The sequence below is a fragment of the Polaribacter aestuariivivens genome (genome assembly GCF_005885675.1).
Lineage (GTDB): Bacteria > Bacteroidota > Bacteroidia > Flavobacteriales > Flavobacteriaceae > Polaribacter > Polaribacter aestuariivivens.
Window position 1 is genome coordinate 609657 of the sequence record NZ_VANR01000001.1, and the last position, 21379, is coordinate 631035.

Below are 21379 nucleotides of genomic sequence, written 5' to 3' on the forward strand. Positions count from 1 at the left end.
TAATTTTTAAAATCAGGTTACCTCTAAGTTAAGAGATAACCTGATTTTTTTTTTAATAAAACAACACCTATTTTGATTGTATAATGTTTGATAATAATTCAATTGTGAATTATTTTTTATATTTAAACAAAAAAATATGCTCGTTAAAGTTTTTGGTTCTGCTGTTTTTGGTATTGAAGCAACTACAATTACTGTAGAAGTGAATATTGATAAAGGAATTGGTTATCACTTAGTAGGTTTGCCAGATAAAGCTGTAAGCGAAAGTTCTTTTAGAATTTCTGCTGCTTTAAATAATAATAATTACAAACTTCCTGGAAAAAAAATCATCATAAATATGGCACCTGCAGACATTCGTAAAGAAGGTGCAGCTTATGATTTAACCCTAGCAATAGGCATTCTTACAGCTTCTAATCAAATACAATCTACAAATATTAATGACTATATTATCATGGGCGAACTTTCTTTAGACGGAAGTTTACAACCCATTAGAGGCGTATTGCCAATGGCAATTAAAGCAAGAGAAGAAGGTTTTAAACACTTTATTTTACCAAAAGAAAATGCTAAAGAAGCAGCTATTGTAAGTGATTTAGAGGTTTTAGGAGTAGATAATATTATGGAGGTAATTAATCATTTTAATAATGATAAAAAAATTGAACCTACAATTGTAGATACTCGAGCAGAGTTTTATAAAAATATCGATTTTCCAGAATTCGACTTTTCTGATGTAAAAGGTCAAGAATCTATAAAACGCTGTATGGAAATTGCTGCTGCTGGTGGTCATAATATTATTTTAATTGGTCCTCCAGGTTCTGGAAAAACAATGTTAGCCAAAAGATTGCCAAGTATTTTACCTCCAATGACATTGCACGAAGCCTTAGAAACAACAAAAATTCATTCTGTAGTTGGTAAAACAAAAAACGAAGGTTTAATGTATCAACGACCTTTTAGAAGTCCACATCATACAATTTCCAATGTTGCTCTTGTTGGTGGAGGCCAATATCCAAAACCTGGAGAAATTTCATTATCTCATAATGGTGTACTGTTTTTAGACGAATTACCAGAATTTAAAAGAGAGGTTTTAGAAGTTATGAGACAACCTTTAGAAGATAGAGACGTTACCATTTCTAGAGCAAAGTTTACAGTAACATATCCATGTAGTTTTATGCTAGTAGCTAGCATGAATCCAAGTCCCTCTGGTTTTTTTAACGACCCAAATTCGCCAATGACCTCTACTCCACAGGAAATGCAACGTTATTTAAGTAAAATTTCTGGACCTCTTTTAGATAGAATTGACATTCATATTGAAGTTACTCCTGTTCCTTTTGAAAAATTATCTGAAGAACGAAAAGGAGAGTCTTCTGTAGAAATTAGAAAACGAGTTACAGCTTCAAGAGAAATACAATCTAAACGTTTTAAGGATTTTGAAAACATACATTATAATGCACAAATGAATGTGAAACAAATTCGTAAATTTTGTATCTTATCAGAAGAAAGTAAATTACTTTTAAAAACTGCAATGGAAAAACTAAATTTGTCTGCAAGAGCTTATGATCGTATTTTAAAAGTATCAAGAACCATTGCAGATTTAGCGAATAGTGAAGCCATTGCTCCAGATCATATTGCAGAAGCTATACAATATAGAAGTTTGGATAGAGATGGTTGGCTAGGGTAATTAAGTACAGCAATTTATTTTAAACTTAAAAAAGTAAAATATGTTAACAAAACTAAATACTACAAACAGAGTAAATATAGGTTTATCGCTTGCAATTGTATTTTTATTGGTATTGGCTACTAATAGAATTGATAAAAGACATTTTGAAACTGTACAAAACACTTTAAACACCATACATAATGATAGAATTTTAGCACAAGACTATGTTTATAAAATGAGTGGGATTTTACATCAAAAAAGAATTTTACTTTTAGATAGTACAGCTATTGATAAAGAAATAGTTTTAAACACGCAATTTGAAACGTTAATTGATGTTTTTGCAAAAACTAAATTAACCACAAATGAATCTAAAAAATTTAAAAGTTTACAAAAGAATTTTAACGAACTTAATAAAATAGAGCAAAGTAATTTTAATAGTGGTAACAACAAAAATGTAACGAAGTATTTAGATGCTTTGGAAACCGATTTAAATAATTTGGCTTTAATACAAGTATCTGAAAGTAAAAACTTAATTAGTATTGCTCAAAAATCGTTGGATAACAACAAGTTTATATCTAACTTAGAAATTGGGTTTTTAATTTTAGTTGGTTTTATAGTACAATTTGTTATTTTTTATAGGGTAAAAAAACAAAAAAGTGAATTATAACATCTAGTTACTAAACGAGGTTACAATAGGCTAGCAAACAAGTGTAGCCCTGATTGAGTGGCTTGTTTGAGCTCTTTTATCTCTTGGAAAAGAGATAAAAAGCGAGTAACGAAAGCAGGAAATAGCTTCAAAAAAACTATGCTTCCATAGACATTAAAACCATTTTCAATTCCATGTAGGTAATATCGGAATCTACCTTTTCTTTAAGAGCCGTTAAACCCTTTACATCATCAGCTTCTTCAATTTGATTGCGGATTTTTTTATAGCGTTTTAATTCAATTAATTCCAACACATCTATGTCGCCAGAAGAAATGTAATTCGCCAAATGATTTTCGATAGTTCCTGCTGTTAAACTGCGTTCTTTGGCAATTTCTTTGATTGATAACCCTGATTTAAACAACTCAAAAGAAATTTGTTTTGTAGGTTTTTTATCTTCTTTTTTCTGCTCGTTAAATTTGTTTATTCCGTTTTCTGAGCAGTAATTATTAATAACTTCTAAAATTTCATCTCCATATTTTGCTACTCGAGTTTTACCCATTCCTTTTACTTTTAATAATTCTTTTGAGGTTCTTGGTAACTCATCGCACATGGCGTATAAAGTTTCTTGGGTAAATATTTGAAACGCAGGAATATTTTCTGCGATTCGAATTTCGTCTCGTAATTCTCGTAGTTTTAAAGCCAAAATTGGATCGCGTTTCGAAGCAACTTTTTTCTTCTTTTTAGGTTCCATTTTTTGTAAAACCGCTTTTGCTCTTACTTCTAAATACGTCTGAACTTTAAATCCTGTAGTCATTTTTTTTAAGGCGAATAACTTTTCTTCTAACTTTTCTTGAAGTGAATCAAATTGTTTCGAAAAATCTTTTTTAACAGCTTTATTATCTGTGGAAAAATTAATGGCATCTAAAGGTTTTGAAATGTTATTTTGTGTGTGATTTAAAAAATAGGCAACTGCTTTTGTAAATCGCTCATGAATTTTGGAACTGTTTTCTGGAAGTACATTGTCTTCCGAAAGCATTTTTAGTTGATTTTTAAATCCGTTTGAAACTTTCATTAAAGCAATTACTCCATCATCTTTTATGGTTTGCAGATGATCAATTACATCGCCTTTTATACTGGTTTGATTTTTATAAAAAATATCAATTAATCTAGAAACTGGATACAAAAATGGTTGGTAATCAAACAATTCCGAAATTAAATTGAGTTGAAATTCAATTTCAGATTGGTTTAAAATATTTTCGTCAGGATGATTTTCTTCAATTTCTTGATTAAATACGCTAACGGTTTTATCGTTAATAATTGCGTTGCTGGTTATAGGTGTTTTTAAAACCAAACCTTCCAAAGAGGTACACCTACTTAACGCTACATAAGTTTGCCCGTGAGCAAAAGAAGCCTCAGCATCTATTATTGCTTTTTCGAAGGTTAAACCCTGACTTTTATGAATAGTAATTGCCCAAGCCAAACGTAATGGAATTTGTGAAAAAGCACCCACCAAATCTTCTTTTATCTCTTTAGTTTCCTCATTTATAGAGTAATTAATATTAGACCATGTTTCTTTTTCTGTAACAATTTCATCAACTTCATTACCACATTGTACGGTTACAGAGGTTTTAGAAATGTCTGTAATAATTCCTATTTTTCCGTTGAAATATCTTTTTTCTTGAGAAGAATCGTTTTTAATAAACATGACTTGTGCACCTACTTTTAATTCTAATTTCGCTGCATTTGGATACGAGTTTTCACTGAATTTTCCTGAAATTTCAGCTTCAAAAAAACGACTTTTATTGGTAATTTTATTCAGCTCTGAATTGTTGATTAAATTCGCTCTGTTATTATGTGTTGTTAGTGTAATATACCCTTCCTCTTTACTTGGCGAGAAAGTTGGATTATAACGTTCGTTTAAAATTTTGGCAGATGTTGAAGATAAATTATCGTTTCGAATTTCATTTAAAATAGTAATAAAATCTTCGTTTTTCTGACGATAAATATGTTTTAATTCAATAGAAACTACATTTGCTTCTTGAAAAGCTTTTGAACTAAAAAAGTAAACAGTTTCATAATGATTTTGAAGCAAACTCCATTCATTTGGACGAACAACTGGCGCCAATTGTTGTAAATCGCCAATCATTAAAATTTGTGCACCACCAAATACTTTATTTCGATTTTTATAACGACGCATCACTTGATCAATGCCATCTAATAAATCTGCACGAACCATAGAAATTTCATCGATAATTACTAAATCTAATGATTTTATAATATCAATTTTTGTTTTTGAAAATCTGCGTTGTTGGTTATTTGGAGACTGATTTGGTAAAATAGGTCCAAAAGGCATTTGAAAAAAAGAATGAATGGTAACGCCTTTTGCATTAATTGCTGCAACTCCTGTTGGTGCAACAATAACCATTCTTTTTAATGATTCTTTTTTAATTTGATGTAAAAAAGTAGTTTTTCCTGTTCCTGCTTTTCCAGTGATAAACAGATTTCTATCCGTTTTTTCGATGAAATTTATTGCAAGCTCAAGTTCTTTATTTTCAATCATTTCAATTTCTACTTTCCTTTTAAAAACTTTTAAATTTTATTTGTTATTTCTTTTGATAAAATCTTATTATAAATTGCTATTTGTTGTGATTAAATTACCAAAAATTTCTATGCTGTTTCAACATTATCAGATATTGCAAAAGATTTCGAAAGATACTAAAATAAAAAAATCTCAAGCGTTAACTTGAGATTGAATTCCTTAGATCTCTAACAATTTATTTGAATGGGTTACCACTAAAAGTAATACCTATTGCATTTGCATTGTAAGTTTTATTAGAAGAATCTTGATAATTCATGATCGTATAACTTATACCAATCCATTTCCAGCCAAATTCGAATTTAGGTCCAAAGCCTCCAGTAAAAGTTTCATTAGCCCCTAAACCATCTGCATTGAATTTAATATTTTGATGAGAAACAATTCCTGCCGCTAATCTAAAATCTTTTCCAATCATATAATTTGCAGATAAATCTAGTGGAATTCTTGTTAAAGTAATATTATAGTTTGTTGCCTTTGTGGTTACATATTTAAAACCAACAGTTGCTCTTAAAGAAAATTTTTGTGATTCAGAAAAAAATAATTCTCCTCCTGCAAAAATGGTACCTCCTTGACCTGCATTTACAGATTGGTTGCTATCGTCTTCAAAATAAATTTCTGCAACGCTATCACCTCCAAATTCCAAAGCACCACCTAATAAAAATTTTAATTTTAAAGGATTTTTATTTTCTACAGTATTTTCTTGAGCATTTAAATTAAAAATACACATAGAAAAAAGCAATACACATATTTTAATAGTTTTCATTTTATAAAAATTTAATAAAGTAATATTTTTTTGATTTTATCCTAAAAAATCCCAAGTTCTAACCTAGGATTTTTTATATTCTCATTTGTGAAACTGACTACTACATTTCTAATGCTTTTGTAGGATTGTTATCCATTAATAATTCAACTGGATTTTCTAATGCTTCTTTAACAGCTACTAAAAAACCTACAGATTCACGACCATCAATAATTCTATGATCGTAAGACAATGCAACATACATAATTGGTGCAATGGTAACTGCCCCATCAACTGCAATAGGTCTGTTTACAATATTGTGCATTCCTAAAATTCCACTTTGTGGAGGATTTATTATTGGTGTAGACAACATAGAACCGAAAACACCACCATTGGTAATTGTAAAAGTTCCTCCTGTCATTTCATCAATAGTAATTTGTCCATCTCTAGCACGTAAAGCCAAACGTTTCACTTCACTTTCTACTCCTCTAAAAGATAAGTTTTCCGCATTTCTAATTACAGGAACCATTAAACCTTTTGGTCCAGATACTGCAATAGAAATATCTTGAAAATCGTGTTTTATTTGATAATCTCCATCTATCATAGAATTTACATCAGGGTACATTTTTAAAGCCCTCACAACCGCTAAAGTAAAGAAAGACATAAACCCTAAACCAACTCCGTGTTTTGCTTTAAAGTCTTCTTTATATTCTTTACGTAAATCAAAAATTGGTTGCATGTTCACCTCGTTAAATGTTGTTAACATGGCAGTTTCGCTTTTTACAGCTACCAAACGTTCTGCTACTTTTCTACGTAACATAGACATTTTCTTACGCTCTGTTCCACGAGTTCCATTAGCAGGCTGTGTTCCCATAGATGGAACTGCTTTTACAGCATCATCTTTGGTAATTCTACCATCTTTTCCAGTTCCTTTTATTGAAGAACCATCCATTCCTTTTTCTGCTAATACTTTTTTCGCTGCTGGTGATGCAACTCCAGAAGCATATGTTTCTTTCTTCTCTTGGCTTGGAGCATCTGCTTTTTCTTTAGTAGGCGCTTCTTTTGTAGGTTTAGAATCTGTTTTTTCAGTGGTATCTCCCTCAGGTTTTTTACCATCAGTATCTATTAAACAAACCACTTCTCCAACAGCAACAGCATCACCTTCTTCTGCTTTTAAAGTAATTATTCCACTTTCTTCAGCTGGTAATTCTAATGTAGCTTTGTCAGAGTCTACTTCTGCAATTGGTTGATCTTTTTCAACGTAATCTCCATCTTCAACTAACCAAGTTGCAATTTCTACTTCTGTAATTGATTCTCCTGGAGAAGGAACTTTCATTTCTAAAACACTCATGGTTTCTTATTTTATTTATGCTGAACTTGTTTCAGCACCTCAATTTAATTATTTTATTTTTATTTTTTAGGCGTTTTAACAGGCTTTCCACTATATCTTTTTGCTAAAAAAAAGCAAAAAGGATGTCGTTTCAATCCTTAACGCGCTTACTCATTACTAAAAACACTGTCAATAACCGCTTTATGACGCTTTTTGAATCTGGTGCTGGAACCTGCTGCTGGAACAGCATAGTATTTACGAGAACGAACATTTAATTTTACCAAATCGAAACGTTCTAACATAAAGCTCCAAGCGCCCATGTTTCTTGGTTCTTCTTGTGCCCAAATATAATCTTTCACATTTGGATATCTATCTATGACTTTCTGTAATTTTTCTATATGCAATGGAAATAATTGTTCAATTCTTACCAAAGCAATATCTTCTCTTTCTAAGTTTTCTCTTTCTTCTAATAAATCGTAATAGAATTTACCCATACAGAAAACCAACTTTGTAACCTTTTCTGGGGTTATAGTATCGTCTATTACTTCTTGAAATTCACCAGTTGCTAAATCTTCGATAGAAGAAATTACTTTAGGGTGACGTAATAAACTTTTCGGAGTAAATACAACCAATGGTTTTCTATAATCACGTTTCATTTGACGACGTAATAAGTGATAGAAATTTGCTGGTGTTGTACAATTAGCCAACGTCATGTTATCTTCTGCACATAATTGTAAATAACGTTCTATTCTTGCTGAAGAATGTTCTGAACCTTGGCCTTCATAACCATGAGGTAATAAAACTACAATTCCGTTTTGTAGTTTCCATTTATCTTCTGCAGCAGAAATATATTGATCAAACATGATTTGTGCTCCGTTTGAAAAATCTCCAAACTGTGCTTCCCAAATGGTTAATGTATTTGGATTAGCCATTGCATATCCATAATCAAAACCTAATACTCCATATTCAGATAAAAGAGAGTTGTAGATGTACATTTTCCCTTTATTATCTGGATTTGTATTTAATAAATTTATTCTTTCTTCTGTAACTTCGTCTCTTAAAATTGCATGCCTGTGTGAAAAAGTTCCTCTTTCTACATCTTGTCCAGAAATTCTAACATTAAAACCTTCTTCCATTAAAGAACCATAGGCTAAAGTTTCTGCCATACCCCAATCTAATTGGTTTGTTTCAAAAACCATGTTAGCTCTTCCTTTTAAAATACGTTCTGCTTTTCTAACAAATTTTACACCTTTTGGAACTGTGGAAACTACTTTAGAAATATTTTTTAATTGATTTACGCTGTAAGAAGTATCTACAGCTTCTAACATACTTTCCAGTTCTTCACGTTCAAAACCTTCCCATGTAGATTGCATAAATTCTTTTACTTTAGAAGTTTTATCTTCCTTAGATAAATCGAACTCGCGCTCTAACATTCCTTTAAATTCTGATGTAATTTCAGATAGGTAATCTTTATCTATGCTACCTTCCTCTAATAATTTACCTGCATAAATATCTTTAACATTTTCATGTTTTGAGATGGCTTTGTATAGTTTTGGCTGTGTAAAACGAGGTTCATCACCTTCGTTATGTCCATATTTTCTATATCCTAATAAATCTATGAAAATATCAGTTTTAAACCGCATTCTAAATTCTAATGCCATTGTCATTGCATGACAAACTGCTTCTGTATCATCCGCATTTACATGTAAAACTGGCGATAATGTTACCTTACCTACATCTGTACAGTAAGTACTTGAACGCGCATCTAAGTAATTTGTAGTAAAACCTATTTGATTATTTACTACTATGTGAATTGTTCCTCCAGTTTTGTAGCCATTTAGTTTTGCCATTTGAACCACTTCATAGGCGATTCCTTGGCCCGCAATTGCTGCATCTCCATGAATTACTATTGGAAGAATTTTACTAGAATCTCCATCGTACTTTCTATCAATTTTTGCTCTTGTGATTCCTTCTGCAACAGCTGCTACAGTTTCTAAGTGAGATGGATTTGGCACTAAATTCATTTTTATTTCATTACCATCTCTATACGTTTTACTTAAGGTTAAACCTAAGTGGTATTTTACATCACCATCAATATCATCATCTTCAAAATCTTTACCTTCAAATTCACTAAACAAATCTCTTACAGGCTTTTTAAATATGTTTACTAAAGTATTTAAACGACCTCTGTGTGCCATACCTAATACACATTCTTTTACCCCAAACGTTTCAGCTGCTTCTCTTAGAGCGACACTTATTCCTGGAATTAATGCCTCTCCTCCTTCCAAAGAAAATCTTTTTTGACCTACATATTTAGTTTGCAAAAAACTCTCAAAAGTAACAGCCTGATTTAGCTTTCCTAAAATATATTTTTTTGCTTCAATTGAGTATTTTGGATGGTTGTCATTTTCATTTAAACGATTTTGCCACCATTTTAATTTTTCTGGATTTCGCATATACATATACTCTACTCCAATAGAGTCGCAGTATATATTTTTTAAATGATCTATGATTTCAGATAGTTTAACTCTACCTAAACCTAAAACATCGCCAGCAGAAAATTCTTTATCAAGATCGTCTTTTGTCAAACCAAACTCTTCAATTTCTAGAGTTGGTTTGTATTGCCTTCTTTCTCTTACAGGATTTGTTTTTGTAAATAAATGACCACGTGTTCTGTAACCGTTTATTAAGTCTACAACTAAAAACTCTTTTTTTACTTCTTGTGGAATTTCTGAAGAATTTTTTACGTCCGTTAAAGAATAGTCTTCATTTGCTAAATCATAACCTTGAAAAAAACTTCTCCAACTTGGTTCAATTGCATCTGGATTAACTAAGTATTGATCGTATAAATCGGCTATAAAGCCTGTATGTGCTGCGTTTAAGAACGAAAATTTGTCCATATAATTTTTTGTGCTTTGTATATAAGCTTATTCTAGAAACAAAAATACAATATTTGAAATAAAGGAAGAATTTATTTTTGTTATAAAAATTCAAAAAAAATTTATTTTTTTTTGAATTTTATTTGGAGATGTATTAAAAAGATATATATTTGCACTCGCTAAACACAAAATGTGTAGCAAACTCCTCTTTAGCTCAGTTGGTTAGAGCATCTGACTGTTAATCAGAGGGTCCAAGGTTCGAGTCCTTGAAGAGGAGCAAGTTCATAATACATTGACTGCGAAAGTAGCTCAGGGGTAGAGCATCACCTTGCCAAGGTGAGGGTCGCGGGTTCAAATCCCGTCTTTCGCTCTATTATGAAAAAAAATACCAATGCTGAAGTGGTGGAATTGGTAGACACGCTGGACTTAAAATCCAGTGAGCAGTAATGCTCGTATGGGTTCAAGTCCCATCTTCAGTACAAAAACCGTAACATTTAGTTGTTACGGTTTTTTGTTTTTATGACAAAAAAACAAGAGTTGAAAAAAATTCAACTCTTGTTTTAATAATCTATAAATCCCCCAATTTATGATTATCTTATTGTACTACTATAACCTATTATAAAAAATTATAACTCTTTAAGAATTACACTACAAATAAAAGATTTCCTTTTTAGATTGAGATTTATTTTCGATGAAAGAAATAAAACAATAGTTGAATAGTTTGGAATTGAAGATTAACGAACTATAGCAAATTCAGTTTTTCTATAAGAGCACTTTTATGTGATCTGCTTATTGGAATTACATGTTTTTGTATCAACACAGAATTGTCTTGAATATCAATTATTTTATCTGTATTAATAATATAAGATCTATGAATTCTCATAAAGGTATTAGATGGTAATTTTTTGTCAACTTTTTTTAATGTAGAATGTACTATAAAATTTTTCTTTTCTGTTTTTATATTTATATAATCACCTTTTGCTTCAATTAATAAAATTTCTGGAATATTTATTTTAATTAATCTCTTATCGACATTTACAAATATATAATCTTGATTTTCTGTTTTTAAATTCTCTTTATTTGTCTTGTTTTTAATTTTAGACAGCTTTTCTATAGACTTCAAAAAACGATTTAACTTTATTGGTTTTAATAAATAATCTACTACAGAGTCATATTCAAAAGCTTCTAGTGCAAATTCTTTATCGGAAGTAGTAAGAATTATTTTTGGTGACGTTTTTAATGTTTTTATAAAGTCAAACCCTGAAAAAGTTGGCATATGAATGTCTAAAAAAACGATTTCCACTGTATTTGAATTCAAATATTTTATAGCATCTATAGCAGAAGAGAACTCTTCTTTAACCAATAATTCTGTTTGTTTACAAAGCTGCTTTATTACCAATCTTGCAGTGGCGTCATCATCAACAATTATACAATTCATAACTTTGGATACTTATTTAGTATTTAAATATACATTAATTCTATTTAAAACATCTACAAATTTGTTGTATTGTTCTAAATCTCCATTTTTTATATTTCGTTCTAATTCAGAAGCTAATTCAAAACTTTTTTTCATCCCAAGCATGCTAATTTTGTGCTTTATTTTGTGAATATCTAATGAGACTTGTTCGAAATTATTATTTTCAAAATTTTTTTTTAGTGTGAGAAATTCTAACGGAAATTCAGCTTTTAAAATTGATAGCATTGAAGCCTCAAAATCTTTATCTCCTCCTGAAATTTCACGTACGTAATTTAAATTGGGAGTTTCCATATTAGATAGAAATTTGACGCTTTATTTGTTGATTCAAAGAAATTAAGGTTTCTGTTCTAGAAATACCTTTAATCGTTTGAATATTATTTTGTAAAATATCTAATAAGTGATCGTTACTTTTACAAAGTATTTTGATAAAAATAGGATAATTACCAGTTGTGAAATGACTTTCTACTACTTCTGGAATATTTTTTATTTTTTTTACAATTACTGATGTTTCGCTAGTTGCGTTTATGAAAATTCCTACAAATGCGGTTGTTGTATATCCTAAAGATTTAGGATTTAAAATCATTTTATAACCTTCTATCAGCTTAGATTTTTCTAACTTTTTCAGCCTTTGATGAATGGCTGCTCCAGAAATTCCGACTTCTCTAGCAATGCTTAAAACTGGTGTACGAGCATCTTTTGTGAGGGTTTTTATAATTATCTTGTCTATTCCGTCAATTTTCATTTTGCATTTATTTTGTATAAAGGTAAAAAAATAGAGAACACAAATTGTATTCTCTATCTTTCATAATAATATAAAAAACTAAATTATGGCTTTATTACAAAATCTTCCATAAATTTAGTTGTATAATTTCCGGAAACATAATCTGGATGATCCATTAATTGCCTGTGGAAAGGCACTGTAGTTTTTACACCTTCAATAACAAATTCATCTAATGCTCTTTTCATTTTATTTATTGCTTCTTCTCTTGTTTGAGCAGTTACAATAAGTTTTGCAATCATAGAGTCATAGTTTGGTGGAATCATATAACCTGCGTACACATGCGTATCCATTCTTACTCCATGACCTCCAGGTGTATGTAATGTTGTAATTTTTCCTGGTGCAGGTCTAAAATTATTGTGCGGATCTTCTGCATTAATTCTACACTCTATAGAATGTAATTGTGGATAGTAATTTTTACCTGAAATAGGCACTCCAGCAGCTACCAAAATTTGTTCGCGAATTAAATCGTAATTAACAACTTCTTCAGTAATTGGGTGTTCTACTTGAATTCGAGTATTCATTTCCATAAAGTAGAAATTTCTGTGTTTATCAACTAAAAACTCTACTGTACCTGCGCCTTCATATTTTATGAATTCTGCCGCTTTTACAGCTGCATTACCCATAGCTTCTCTTAATTCATCTGTCATAAATGGAGAAGGAGTTTCTTCTGTTAACTTTTGGTGACGTCTTTGAACAGAACAATCTCTTTCAGATAAATGACAAGCTTTTCCGTAAGAATCTCCAACGATTTGAATTTCTATATGCCTTGGCTCTTCTATAAGCTTTTCCATATACATATCGTTGTTACCAAAAGCTGCTTTAGATTCTTGTCTTGCAGAATCCCAAGCTTCTTTTAAGTTTTCAGCTTTCCATACCGCTCTCATTCCTTTTCCACCTCCACCTGCAGAGGCTTTTAGCATTACTGGGTAACCTGTTTCTTTTGCTAACTTTTCACATTCTTCAAAATCAGATATTACACCTTCACTTCCAGGAACACATGGCACACCAGCAGCTTTCATAGTAGCTTTTGCGTTTGCTTTGTCTCCCATTTGATCTATCATATCACCAGTTGCTCCAATAAACTTGATATTGTGTTCTTCACAAAGTCTAGAAAATTTAGCGTTTTCTGATAAAAAACCATAACCTGGATGAATTGCGTCTGCATTTGTGATTTCTGCAGCTGCAATAATATTTGGCATTTTTAAATATGATTCTGAACTTGCTGGTGGACCAATACAAACTGCTTCATCTGCAAACCTTACATGCAAACTTTCGGCATCTGCAGTAGAATATACTGCTACAGTTTTGATACCCATTTCTTTACAGGTTCTAATTACACGTAAAGCAATTTCACCTCTATTGGCAATTAATATTTTTTTAAACATAATTTAAGAGTTATAAGTTATAAGTTATGAGTTATGAGTTAGAAAGTCTAAAATCTAAACTCTAAAAATCTAAACTCTAAATATTACGACGGATCTACTAAAAATAAAGGTTGATCAAATTCTACTGGAGAAGAATCGTCTACTAATACTTTAACTATTTTACCTGATAATTCAGACTCTATTTCGTTAAATAATTTCATTGCTTCGATAACACAAACTGTATCTCCAACATTAATTTCAGAGCCTACTTCTACAAAATTTGGTTTTTCTGGAGCTGGCTTTCTATAAAATGTTCCAATAATTGGAGATTTTATAGTAATTAAGTTTGCATCAGCCTTATCATCTGCTGCTGGAGCTTCTTCTGTTTGAGGAGCTACATTTTGTGGAGCCGCAACTTGTTGCATTGGCACAGCTTGTTGCATTGGTGCTGCTTGTACAATTGTAGTTTCCGTTTTGTCTGAACCTGTTCTAATTGTAATTTTTACATCTTCCATTTCTAACTTTACCTCGCTAGCGCCAGATTTAGCTACAAATTTTATAAGATTTTGAATTTCTTTAATATCCATTTTTCTTATTGTTTAGTTGTTTGTATTTATGAGTTGTATGCCCATTTTAAGTATGCAGCTCCCCAAGTGAAACCTCCACCAAATGCGGCAAAAATTAAATTATCTCCTTTTTTTAGTTCTTTTTCATAATCTGCTAATAACAAAGGTAATGTTGCGGAAGTTGTGTTTCCATATCTATGAATATTCATCATTACTTTTTCTGATGATACTCCTACTCTGTTTGCTGTAGCTTCAATAATTCTTTTGTTTGCTTGATGTGCTACCAACCATTGTATTTCTGGTTCTGTAAGATTATTTCTTATAAGCATTTTTTCTGCAACATCTGCCATATTAGAAACAGCATATTTAAAAACTGTTTTACCTTCTTGATATACAAAATGCTTTTTTTCTTTTACAGTTTCAATTGTTGCTGGCATGATAGAGCCTCCAGCTTCGATTCTTAAAAAGTCTCTTCCAATTCCATCACTTCTTAAATACTCATCTTGTAAACCTAAACCTTCTGAGTTTGGTTCAAACAAAACTGCTCCTGCTCCATCTCCAAAAATAATACAAGTAGCTCTATCTTTATAATCTATAATTGAAGACATTTTATCTGCTCCTATTAATAATACTTTTTTGTATCTACCAGATTCAATATAACTTGAAGCTGTAGACATACCATATAAAAAGCTAGAACATGCTGCTTGTAAATCGTAACCAAAAGCATTTATTGCACCTATTTCTGTTGCTACATATGCTGCTGTTGAGGCTACTGGTAAATCTGGTGTTGCAGTTGCAACAATTACTAAATCTATTTCTTCTGGGTTAATATTTGATTTTTTTATCAAATCTTCAGAAGCTTTAATAGCCATATAAGAAGTACCTAAACCTTCTCCTTTTAGTATCCTTCTTTCTTTTATTCCAGTTCTTGTTGTAATCCACTCATCGTTAGTATCTACAAAACTTTCTAACTCTTTATTTGTTAAAACGTATTCTGGAACATACTTTCCAACAGCTGAAATTGCTGCAGTGATTTTAGTCATAATTTTTGTTTGTTATCCAAATGTTAAGGAACTTCAAAGTAATGAAAATATTTTCACTTTTAGGTAAAAAAGTTATCAAAAACCATGAAATCTAGTATAAAAACGCAAAAAAACCCTCAATATTGAGGGTTTTTTATATAAAATAAAAATTTTTTATGCTTCTGCTGCTGCAGACTCTAATACTACTTGACCTCTGTAGTATAATTTACCTTCATGCCAGTGAGCTCTGTGGTATAAGTGTGCTTCACCAGTTGTTGGGTCTGTAGCTATCTGTTGTGCAGATGCTTTATAATGTGTTCTCCTTTTATCTCTTCTTGTTTTGGATATTTTTCTTTTAGGATGTGCCATTTTATGTCTTTTTATCTGTTATTAAATTCTTTAATTTATCCCATCTTGGGTCTGTTGTTTCAACAGTTTTTACTTTTTTTATTTGTAATTCTTTTAATTTTTTTAATGCTTCAGATTCCATTGTACCATCAATAACTTTTGGATGTACTCTTTTGTTTGGAACTGCCAACACAATCATTTCATAAATAAACTGTGCTACATTAAATTGATACGCTTCATGAGGTAATATTAAAATTTCTTCATTATCATCATTATATTCTGGCCCAAACTTAACAACTAATGGTAATACTGATGTTATTTTTTGGTCAAACATTTCGTTTGTTACGTCACAAGGAACATTTACAGTTCCTTCAGCTGTAAAAACAAGTTCAAATAAAGTACTTTTTTTTACAAATTCTAATGTTACATTTACTGATGATTTTTCAAAATCCTCATAATTAAATTTACTAAAGAACGTATTATCAATCTTGTATTCAAATATATGTTTACCTTCTTTTAATCCTACAAACGATATGTTGAATTGTTTTAAGTCTTTCATTACCATACATCAATTGAGCGTGCAAAGATATAAAAAAATGTTTTCATACAATCTTTTCTTTCAAAAAAAGAATTTAATTAATAGTAAAAACTTTTTTATGGTTAAATACCCCCACCTTCATTCTTTGTATTTACAGTTTTAAATTAGAAAAATTTATTATTTTATTGGTAATACATTTTGGGTGAGTTCTACATGTTCGTTTCTATTTCTAAAAATTTGAATTGCTGCAAATAAAGCTTCTTTAAAAGAAGATGAATTAGCTAAGTTTTTTCCTGCAATGTCAAAACCTGTTCCATGATCTGGAGAAGTTCTTATTTTGTTTAAACCTGCTGTAAAGTTTACACCATTTCCAAAAGAAAGTGCTTTAAAGGGAGCTAAACCCTGATCGTGATAGGTTGCTAAAACACCATCAAATTGTTTGTAAGTTTCTGAACCAAAAAAACCATCTGCAGCATAAGGCCCAAAAACGAGTTTTCCTGTTTTTTTAATTTCATTAATAGTAGGTGTTATGATTTCATCATCTTCTTTTCCTATAACCCCCTTATCACCACAATGAGGATTTAAACCTAAAACTGCGATTTTTGGTTTGCTAATTCCAAAATCCTTTTTTAAAGATACATGCATTACTTCAACTTTAGTTTTTATAAGTTCTGGTGTTATTGCTTCAGCAACTTTTGAAATTGGAATGTGACCTGTTATAAGACCAATTCTTAATTTATCTGTCATTAAAATCATTAAACTTTCACCGTCTAAATTTGCTTCTAAATATTCTGTATGACCAGGGAAATTAAATGTTTCTGATTGAATATTATCTTTATTGATAGGGGCAGTTAGCAAAACGTCTATTTTATCTTCTTTTAAATGCTCCATAGCACTTGCCAACGATTTGGCAGCATACTCTCCTGATATTTTTGTAGACTGACCTAAATCAATAGAAACTTCTTCTTTCCAAATATTTAAAACATTAATTTTATTGTGATTAATTTGATTAACGGATGAAATTCCGTGAACTGGCATTTCTAAATTTAGTGCTTTTTTATGGTAAGAAATAACTTTAGTAGCTCCAAATAAAACCGGAGTACAAAAATCTAACATCCTTTTATCTTCAAATGTTTTTAAAATTACTTCTATTCCAATTCCGTTTAAATCTCCAATTGAAATTCCAACAATAATTTTATCAGATTTATCCATAGTAACTCTTGTAATATTAGTATTTTTGATTTGTACAAAAGTAACCAAAATTTAGCGAAATGTTTACAGGAATTATAGAAACACTTGGTGTTGTAACAAATATCGAAAAGGAACAAGAAAATATTCACTTTACTATTAAAAGTAATATTACTAACGAGTTAAAAATTGATCAAAGTGTGGCTCACAATGGTGTTTGTTTAACTGTAGTTGCCATAAATAAAGATGAGTATACTGTTACAGCAATTAAAGAAACAATAGATAAAACAAATATTGGGTTTCTTAAAACGTCTTCGGAAGTAAACTTAGAACGTGCTATGAAATTAGGTGACAGATTGGATGGACATATTGTTCAAGGTCATGTAGACGAAACTGGAATATGTACGAATATTGAGAATCAAAACGGAAGTACACTTTTTACATTTCAATATCATGCTGAGAAAAATAATATTACTATAGAAAAAGGTTCCATAACCGTTAACGGAGTAAGTTTAACTGTTGTAAATTCTAAAAAAAATTCTTTTAGTGTAGCAATTATACCTTATACTTTAAATAATACTTCATTTAAAACCTTAAAAATAAATGATAAAGTAAATTTAGAGTTTGACGTAATCGGAAAATATGTTGCAAGATTAACTAAAAATTAAAAATTACTTTTTAATTTTTTTACACCATAAATAATACCGGAAAGTAAAAGCACTATTAACCCTCCATCAACTGGAAGACCAGGTGGTGGTGGTGGTGGTACTGGTGGTGGTACAATTTGACCATTCACCATAGATGTAAAGATAAGTACTGTAAACAGTACTAATAAAAGATTTTTCTTCATTTTATATCCCCCCAGATTAAAATTTTGAAATATATTTTGCAAATATATAATAATTAAATTAATGTTTGCAAAAAATTAAAATAGCCTCAAATAAATATTTTAAAATTTATACAAAACAAAAAAACCTTACATTTCCGTAAGGCTTTTAAAATAAAGTGGTCCCACTTGGGCTCGAACCAAGGACCACCTGATTATGAGTCAGGTGCTCTAACCAACTGAGCTATGGGACCGAAATTATTGGGTGCAAATGTACTATTTATTTTAATTATTTTGCAACAAAAAAGTAAAAATACTTAAACAGACCTGTTCATTAACCACAAACCAAAGTTTTTGAGGTTTTTTTTGTCTGTTTCTTTAATATCCATATGATTTAAAGTTTCAAATGCTTTGTTTGTATAACTCTCTATTTCTTCTTTTATTAATATAGGAATTTCATTTAATAAAAAAATTCTTTTGACGTCTGCTATTTTAACTGTATTCTCTTTTCTCTTTTTTCTATATAAATATTTTAGTTTTCCCACTTCATCTTCACTTGCTACTTCTAGAGCTTTTAAATAAAGGTATGTTTTTTTATTTTCTATAATGTCTCCACCAACTTGTTTTCCGAATGTTTCTGGGTTACCAAAAGTATCTAAATAGTCATCTTGAAGTTGAAATGCCAATCCTAAATTTAAACCAAAATCGTATATTAAATCGGCATTTTTATCATCGGTTTTAGAAACAATAGCTCCCATTTTTAAAGCTGCAGCAACTAAAACTGATGTTTTTAAGCGAATCATGTTAATATATTCATCAATAGTTACATCATTTCTAGTTTCAAAATCTACATCTAATTGTTGTCCATCACAAACCTCTATAGCTGTTTTACTAAATAGTTTTGCCAACTTTTGAAAAACTATTGGTTCATAATTTTCAAAATATTGATATGCCAAAATTAACATAGCATCACCGGAAAGAATACCTGTGTTAATACTCCATTTTTCATGAACGGTTACTTTTCCTCTTCTTAATGGTGCAGCATCCATAATATCATCATGAATTAATGTAAAATTATGAAACACCTCAACAGCTAGAGCAGCTGGCATTGCTTTTATATAATCAGAAGAAAAAATATCTGCAGCCATTAAAGTTAAAATAGGCCGTATTTTTTTGCCTCCAAGTTGAAGAATATAATCTATAGGCTCATATAAATTTTTAGGTTCTCTAACCCAAGTCTGTGCTTCTAAATAGTTTAGAAAATCTTTTTGATAATGTAGAATATCCAAAATCTTATTTTTTTTGTAAAAATAATGTAAAGAAATTTTACTTTCTAAATGAAACGTTAAAAAAAGATTAAAACTTTGGAAACTTTTTTTGTTTCTAAAGTTTCCATTCGTACATTTGCATCTAAATTATGAAAGATAAAATTATTATAAAGGCTGGAGAACTTTTCTTAAAATTAGGTTTTAAGAGTGTAACTATGGATGATATTGCCAATGAATTAGGCATATCTAAAAAAACGCTCTATAAATATTTTAATAATAAACATTCTTTGGTTGAAGAAACTACATCTACGCTTCACGAATCTTGTTTAGCGAGTGTAAATATGATTTCTGAGAGAGGATATAATGCGATTGAAGAAAATTTTGAAATAAAAAAAATGTTTAAAGAAATGTTTCAAAATTCTCCATCATCGCCAATTTATCAACTTAAAAAATATTATCCGCAAGTTCATCAGAAAACGATGGAGAAAGAAATTGTTCTATTTTCTGAGTGTTTAAAAAAGAATATTGAAAAAGGAATTAAAGATGGCTATTACAGAAAAGATACAAATGTAGATTTAGCAACACAATTTTACTTTTCATTAGTTTTTAGTGTTCATGAAAATACCATAGAAAATTATAAAATACCTAAATTAGAGCAAGAAGTTTTAGTGTATCATACAAGAGCAATTGCTACTGAAAAGGGCTTGCAAGAATTAAACAATCAACTTAAAATCAATCAATTATAAAATGAAGAAATATATTTACATACTTTCTTTTTTTGCATTTATACAAACCATAAATGCACAAGAGAAAATAATGAATTTTTCTCTACAAGAGGCCATAGATTTTGCTTTAGAGAATAGTTACAACACAAGAGCTGCAAAAAACGATATTAACTCTGCAAAAGAAAAAGTTTGGGAGACCACTACAATTGGTTTACCTCAAATTAATGGAAAAGTAGATTATCAAAACTTTTTAAAACAACCAGTATCATTATTACCTGCTGCAGCTTTCGACAACACCACCTCTACTGTAAATACTGTGGAAGATTATTTCGACTTGATGCCTAACAGAGAACCCACACCTCCAGAAGGTTTTATTCCAGTGGTATTTGGAACAAAGCAAAATGTAAATGCAACTGTAACTTTAACACAGTTACTGTTTGATGGTTCTTATTTAGTTGGGCTACAAGCGTCAAAAACATTTTTAAAAATTTCTAAGCAAGCAGAAGAAAAAACTGAATTAATAACAAGAGAGGCTGTTATTAATGCTTATGGAAATGTTTTGGTAACCGAAAAAAGTATTTCAATTTTAGAAGGGAACATAAAAATCTTACAAAAAAACTTTAATGATGCTAAAAAAATATACGAAAACGGATTGAATGAAGAGGAAGATGTAGAGCAATTGGAAATTACTTTAGGCAACTTAAAAAACCAATTAAACAGTGTTATTCGAATGAAAGAAATTGCCTATCAAATGTTAAATCTTTCTATGGGAAATCCAATTGATACTAAATTAACCCTAACAGATTCTTTAGATGGCTTAGCTGAAGATAATATAAGTTTGGCGCTAATAAATACAGAATTTAACTACAACAATCATATCGATTTTAAAATTTCTGAAAATGATAGAGAAACAAAACGATTAATGATGAAATTAGAACAAAGTAAAGCGTTACCAAGCTTAAGTGCTTTTGTAAATTATGGTACACAAGCTTTTTCAGACTCATTTTCATTTTTTGACAGTAACCAACAATGGTTTCAATCTTCTTTATTTGGTGTAAGTTTAAACGTTCCAATTTTTAGTAGTTTAGGAAGAACATCTAAAACTGCACAAGCAAAAATAGCATTAGAAACTGCAGATTTAAGATTAGAAGAAACCAAACAAAAATTGTCTTTACAAGCTCAAAAAGCAAAAAACGATTATCAGTTAAGTATTCAAAACTACGAAACAAATAAGAAAAATGTTGGTTTGGCAGAAAGAATAGAAAAGAAACAAAGAATTAAGTTTTTTGAAGGAATTTCTTCCAGTTTCGATTTATTACAAGCACAAAATCAATTATATACACAGCAACAAAATTACATCCAATCTATGCTAGATGTTATTGCCAAAAAAGCTGCTTTAGAAAACGCATTAAACTTACCAATCAAATAACCAAAA

At 30.2% G+C, this 21379-nt stretch carries 20 protein-coding genes and 4 tRNA genes; 8 read left to right on the forward strand and 16 right to left on the reverse strand.

The window, feature by feature from the left end; genetic code table 11:
• Positions 1 to 136 precede the first annotated feature (136 nt).
• Positions 137 to 1672 carry a YifB family Mg chelatase-like AAA ATPase gene (locus tag FDT66_RS02720; protein WP_138534608.1) on the forward strand — a complete coding sequence of 512 codons (1536 nt, stop codon included), beginning with the start codon at positions 137 to 139 and terminating at the stop codon, positions 1670 to 1672.
• A 40-nt stretch (positions 1673 to 1712) separates the two neighbouring features.
• On the forward strand, positions 1713 to 2318 hold the full coding sequence (locus FDT66_RS02725) for an MCP four helix bundle domain-containing protein (protein WP_138534609.1): 606 nt from the start codon (positions 1713 to 1715) through the stop codon (positions 2316 to 2318).
• 136 nt (positions 2319 to 2454) lie between these two features.
• On the opposite strand, the gene FDT66_RS02730 is transcribed toward FDT66_RS02725, so the two are convergent.
• The 4 genes from FDT66_RS02730 to FDT66_RS02745 form a co-directional block, all read right to left on the reverse strand.
• Positions 2455 to 4857 carry a helix-turn-helix domain-containing protein gene (locus FDT66_RS02730; protein WP_138534610.1) on the reverse strand — a complete coding sequence of 801 codons (2403 nt, stop codon included), beginning with the start codon at positions 4855 to 4857 and terminating at the stop codon, positions 2455 to 2457.
• A 214-nt stretch (positions 4858 to 5071) separates the two neighbouring features.
• A complete protein-coding gene (locus tag FDT66_RS02735; protein ID WP_222927905.1) occupies positions 5072 to 5656 on the reverse strand; it encodes a hypothetical protein in 585 nt (194 codons plus the stop codon).
• A gap of 100 nt (positions 5657 to 5756) precedes the next feature.
• Entirely contained in the window at positions 5757 to 6983 is a 1227-nt protein-coding gene (gene odhB / locus FDT66_RS02740) for a 2-oxoglutarate dehydrogenase complex dihydrolipoyllysine-residue succinyltransferase (RefSeq protein WP_138534611.1), read from the reverse strand.
• A 146-nt stretch (positions 6984 to 7129) separates the two neighbouring features.
• On the reverse strand, positions 7130 to 9862 hold the full coding sequence (locus FDT66_RS02745) for a 2-oxoglutarate dehydrogenase E1 component (RefSeq protein WP_138534612.1): 2733 nt from the start codon (positions 9860 to 9862) through the stop codon (positions 7130 to 7132).
• 182 nt (positions 9863 to 10044) lie between these two features.
• On the opposite strand from FDT66_RS02745, the gene FDT66_RS02750 reads away from it, so the two are divergent.
• From FDT66_RS02750 to FDT66_RS02760, 3 genes are all read left to right on the forward strand, one after another.
• Positions 10045 to 10118: transfer RNA gene (locus FDT66_RS02750), tRNA-Asn, on the forward strand.
• A 21-nt stretch (positions 10119 to 10139) separates the two neighbouring features.
• A tRNA-Gly gene (locus tag FDT66_RS02755) sits at positions 10140 to 10211 on the forward strand.
• A 23-nt stretch (positions 10212 to 10234) separates the two neighbouring features.
• Positions 10235 to 10320: transfer RNA gene (locus tag FDT66_RS02760), tRNA-Leu, on the forward strand.
• Between the two features lie 263 nt (positions 10321 to 10583).
• Here FDT66_RS02760 and FDT66_RS02765 read toward each other — a convergent pair.
• The 9 genes from FDT66_RS02765 to pdxA all read right to left on the reverse strand — a co-directional run bounded on the left by FDT66_RS02765 (position 10584) and on the right by pdxA (position 17149).
• A complete protein-coding gene (locus FDT66_RS02765; RefSeq protein ID WP_138534613.1) occupies positions 10584 to 11279 on the reverse strand; it encodes a LytR/AlgR family response regulator transcription factor in 696 nt (231 codons plus the stop codon).
• 12 nt (positions 11280 to 11291) lie between these two features.
• Positions 11292 to 11609 (reverse strand): Hpt domain-containing protein, encoded by a 318-nt coding sequence (locus tag FDT66_RS02770; RefSeq protein WP_138534614.1) that lies wholly within the window; start codon positions 11607 to 11609, stop codon positions 11292 to 11294.
• Between the two features lies 1 nt (position 11610).
• Positions 11611 to 12060: an Lrp/AsnC ligand binding domain-containing protein gene (locus tag FDT66_RS02775; protein ID WP_138534615.1), complete on the reverse strand. Its 450-nt coding sequence runs from the start codon at positions 12058 to 12060 to the stop codon at positions 11611 to 11613.
• Positions 12061 to 12143: 83 nt separating this feature from the next.
• Positions 12144 to 13484, reverse strand: a complete 1341-nt coding sequence (accC, locus tag FDT66_RS02780) for an acetyl-CoA carboxylase biotin carboxylase subunit (protein ID WP_138534616.1) — start codon at positions 13482 to 13484, stop codon at positions 12144 to 12146.
• 83 nt (positions 13485 to 13567) lie between these two features.
• Positions 13568 to 14050: an acetyl-CoA carboxylase biotin carboxyl carrier protein gene (gene accB / locus FDT66_RS02785; RefSeq protein ID WP_138534617.1), complete on the reverse strand. Its 483-nt coding sequence runs from the start codon at positions 14048 to 14050 to the stop codon at positions 13568 to 13570.
• 26 nt (positions 14051 to 14076) lie between these two features.
• Positions 14077 to 15072 carry a beta-ketoacyl-ACP synthase III gene (locus tag FDT66_RS02790; protein WP_138534618.1) on the reverse strand — a complete coding sequence of 332 codons (996 nt, stop codon included), beginning with the start codon at positions 15070 to 15072 and terminating at the stop codon, positions 14077 to 14079.
• Positions 15073 to 15225: 153 nt separating this feature from the next.
• Complete coding sequence (rpmF, locus tag FDT66_RS02795) at positions 15226 to 15420, reverse strand: 50S ribosomal protein L32 (protein ID WP_068361688.1); 195 nt, start codon at positions 15418 to 15420, stop codon at positions 15226 to 15228.
• Between the two features lies 1 nt (position 15421).
• Positions 15422 to 15958, reverse strand: a complete 537-nt coding sequence (locus FDT66_RS02800; protein ID WP_138534619.1) for a YceD family protein — start codon at positions 15956 to 15958, stop codon at positions 15422 to 15424.
• A gap of 156 nt (positions 15959 to 16114) precedes the next feature.
• Positions 16115 to 17149 (reverse strand): 4-hydroxythreonine-4-phosphate dehydrogenase PdxA, encoded by a 1035-nt coding sequence (gene pdxA, locus FDT66_RS02805; RefSeq protein WP_138534620.1) that lies wholly within the window; start codon positions 17147 to 17149, stop codon positions 16115 to 16117.
• 59 nt (positions 17150 to 17208) lie between these two features.
• On the opposite strand from pdxA, the gene FDT66_RS02810 reads away from it, so the two are divergent.
• The gene (locus FDT66_RS02810; protein ID WP_138534621.1) at positions 17209 to 17793 is read left to right on the forward strand and encodes a riboflavin synthase; all 585 of its coding nucleotides are present in this window, start codon (positions 17209 to 17211) and stop codon (positions 17791 to 17793) included.
• Here FDT66_RS02810 and FDT66_RS02815 read toward each other — a convergent pair.
• The 3 genes from FDT66_RS02815 to FDT66_RS02825 form a co-directional block, all read right to left on the reverse strand.
• Positions 17790 to 17975 (reverse strand): PID-CTERM protein-sorting domain-containing protein, encoded by a 186-nt coding sequence (locus FDT66_RS02815; protein ID WP_138534622.1) that lies wholly within the window; start codon positions 17973 to 17975, stop codon positions 17790 to 17792. The two genes, FDT66_RS02810 and FDT66_RS02815, sit on opposite strands and share 4 nt — an antisense overlap.
• A 156-nt stretch (positions 17976 to 18131) precedes the next feature.
• Positions 18132 to 18205, reverse strand: a tRNA-Ile gene (locus tag FDT66_RS02820).
• A 63-nt stretch (positions 18206 to 18268) separates the two neighbouring features.
• Complete coding sequence (locus FDT66_RS02825; RefSeq protein ID WP_138534623.1) at positions 18269 to 19240, reverse strand: polyprenyl synthetase family protein; 972 nt, start codon at positions 19238 to 19240, stop codon at positions 18269 to 18271.
• Between the two features lie 128 nt (positions 19241 to 19368).
• Between FDT66_RS02825 and FDT66_RS02830 the strand changes: the two genes are divergently transcribed.
• Together FDT66_RS02830 and FDT66_RS02835 are read left to right on the forward strand one after the other, a co-directional pair.
• Positions 19369 to 19965: a TetR/AcrR family transcriptional regulator gene (locus FDT66_RS02830; RefSeq protein ID WP_138534624.1), complete on the forward strand. Its 597-nt coding sequence runs from the start codon at positions 19369 to 19371 to the stop codon at positions 19963 to 19965.
• A 1-nt stretch (position 19966) separates the two neighbouring features.
• Positions 19967 to 21373 carry a TolC family protein gene (locus tag FDT66_RS02835; RefSeq protein ID WP_138534625.1) on the forward strand — a complete coding sequence of 469 codons (1407 nt, stop codon included), beginning with the start codon at positions 19967 to 19969 and terminating at the stop codon, positions 21371 to 21373.
• The last annotated feature ends 6 nt before the right edge of the window (positions 21374 to 21379 follow it).

What these genes read in the sequence shown, in the direction of transcription:
- accC (WP_138534616.1), bottom strand. Translation starts at nt 13,484, where the DNA reads ATGTTTAAAAAAATATTAATTGCCAATAGAGGTGAAATTGCTTTACGT.
- FDT66_RS02745 (WP_138534612.1), bottom strand. Translation starts at nt 9,862, where the DNA reads ATGGACAAATTTTCGTTCTTAAACGCAGCACATACAGGCTTTATAGCC.
- FDT66_RS02835 (WP_138534625.1), top strand. Translation starts at nt 19,967, where the DNA reads ATGAAGAAATATATTTACATACTTTCTTTTTTTGCATTTATACAAACC.
- rpmF (WP_068361688.1), bottom strand. Translation starts at nt 15,420, where the DNA reads ATGGCACATCCTAAAAGAAAAATATCCAAAACAAGAAGAGATAAAAGG.
- FDT66_RS02830 (WP_138534624.1), top strand. Translation starts at nt 19,369, where the DNA reads ATGAAAGATAAAATTATTATAAAGGCTGGAGAACTTTTCTTAAAATTA.
- FDT66_RS02810 (WP_138534621.1), top strand. Translation starts at nt 17,209, where the DNA reads ATGTTTACAGGAATTATAGAAACACTTGGTGTTGTAACAAATATCGAA.
- FDT66_RS02725 (WP_138534609.1), top strand. Translation starts at nt 1,713, where the DNA reads ATGTTAACAAAACTAAATACTACAAACAGAGTAAATATAGGTTTATCG.
- odhB (WP_138534611.1), bottom strand. Translation starts at nt 6,983, where the DNA reads ATGAGTGTTTTAGAAATGAAAGTTCCTTCTCCAGGAGAATCAATTACA.
- FDT66_RS02775 (WP_138534615.1), bottom strand. Translation starts at nt 12,060, where the DNA reads ATGAAAATTGACGGAATAGACAAGATAATTATAAAAACCCTCACAAAA.
- pdxA (WP_138534620.1), bottom strand. Translation starts at nt 17,149, where the DNA reads ATGGATAAATCTGATAAAATTATTGTTGGAATTTCAATTGGAGATTTA.
- FDT66_RS02730 (WP_138534610.1), bottom strand. Translation starts at nt 4,857, where the DNA reads ATGATTGAAAATAAAGAACTTGAGCTTGCAATAAATTTCATCGAAAAA.
- FDT66_RS02800 (WP_138534619.1), bottom strand. Translation starts at nt 15,958, where the DNA reads ATGAAAGACTTAAAACAATTCAACATATCGTTTGTAGGATTAAAAGAA.
- FDT66_RS02735 (WP_222927905.1), bottom strand. Translation starts at nt 5,656, where the DNA reads ATGAAAACTATTAAAATATGTGTATTGCTTTTTTCTATGTGTATTTTT.
- FDT66_RS02770 (WP_138534614.1), bottom strand. Translation starts at nt 11,609, where the DNA reads ATGGAAACTCCCAATTTAAATTACGTACGTGAAATTTCAGGAGGAGAT.
- accB (WP_138534617.1), bottom strand. Translation starts at nt 14,050, where the DNA reads ATGGATATTAAAGAAATTCAAAATCTTATAAAATTTGTAGCTAAATCT.
- FDT66_RS02765 (WP_138534613.1), bottom strand. Translation starts at nt 11,279, where the DNA reads ATGAATTGTATAATTGTTGATGATGACGCCACTGCAAGATTGGTAATA.
- FDT66_RS02720 (WP_138534608.1), top strand. Translation starts at nt 137, where the DNA reads ATGCTCGTTAAAGTTTTTGGTTCTGCTGTTTTTGGTATTGAAGCAACT.
- FDT66_RS02815 (WP_138534622.1), bottom strand. Translation starts at nt 17,975, where the DNA reads ATGAAGAAAAATCTTTTATTAGTACTGTTTACAGTACTTATCTTTACA.
- FDT66_RS02790 (WP_138534618.1), bottom strand. Translation starts at nt 15,072, where the DNA reads ATGACTAAAATCACTGCAGCAATTTCAGCTGTTGGAAAGTATGTTCCA.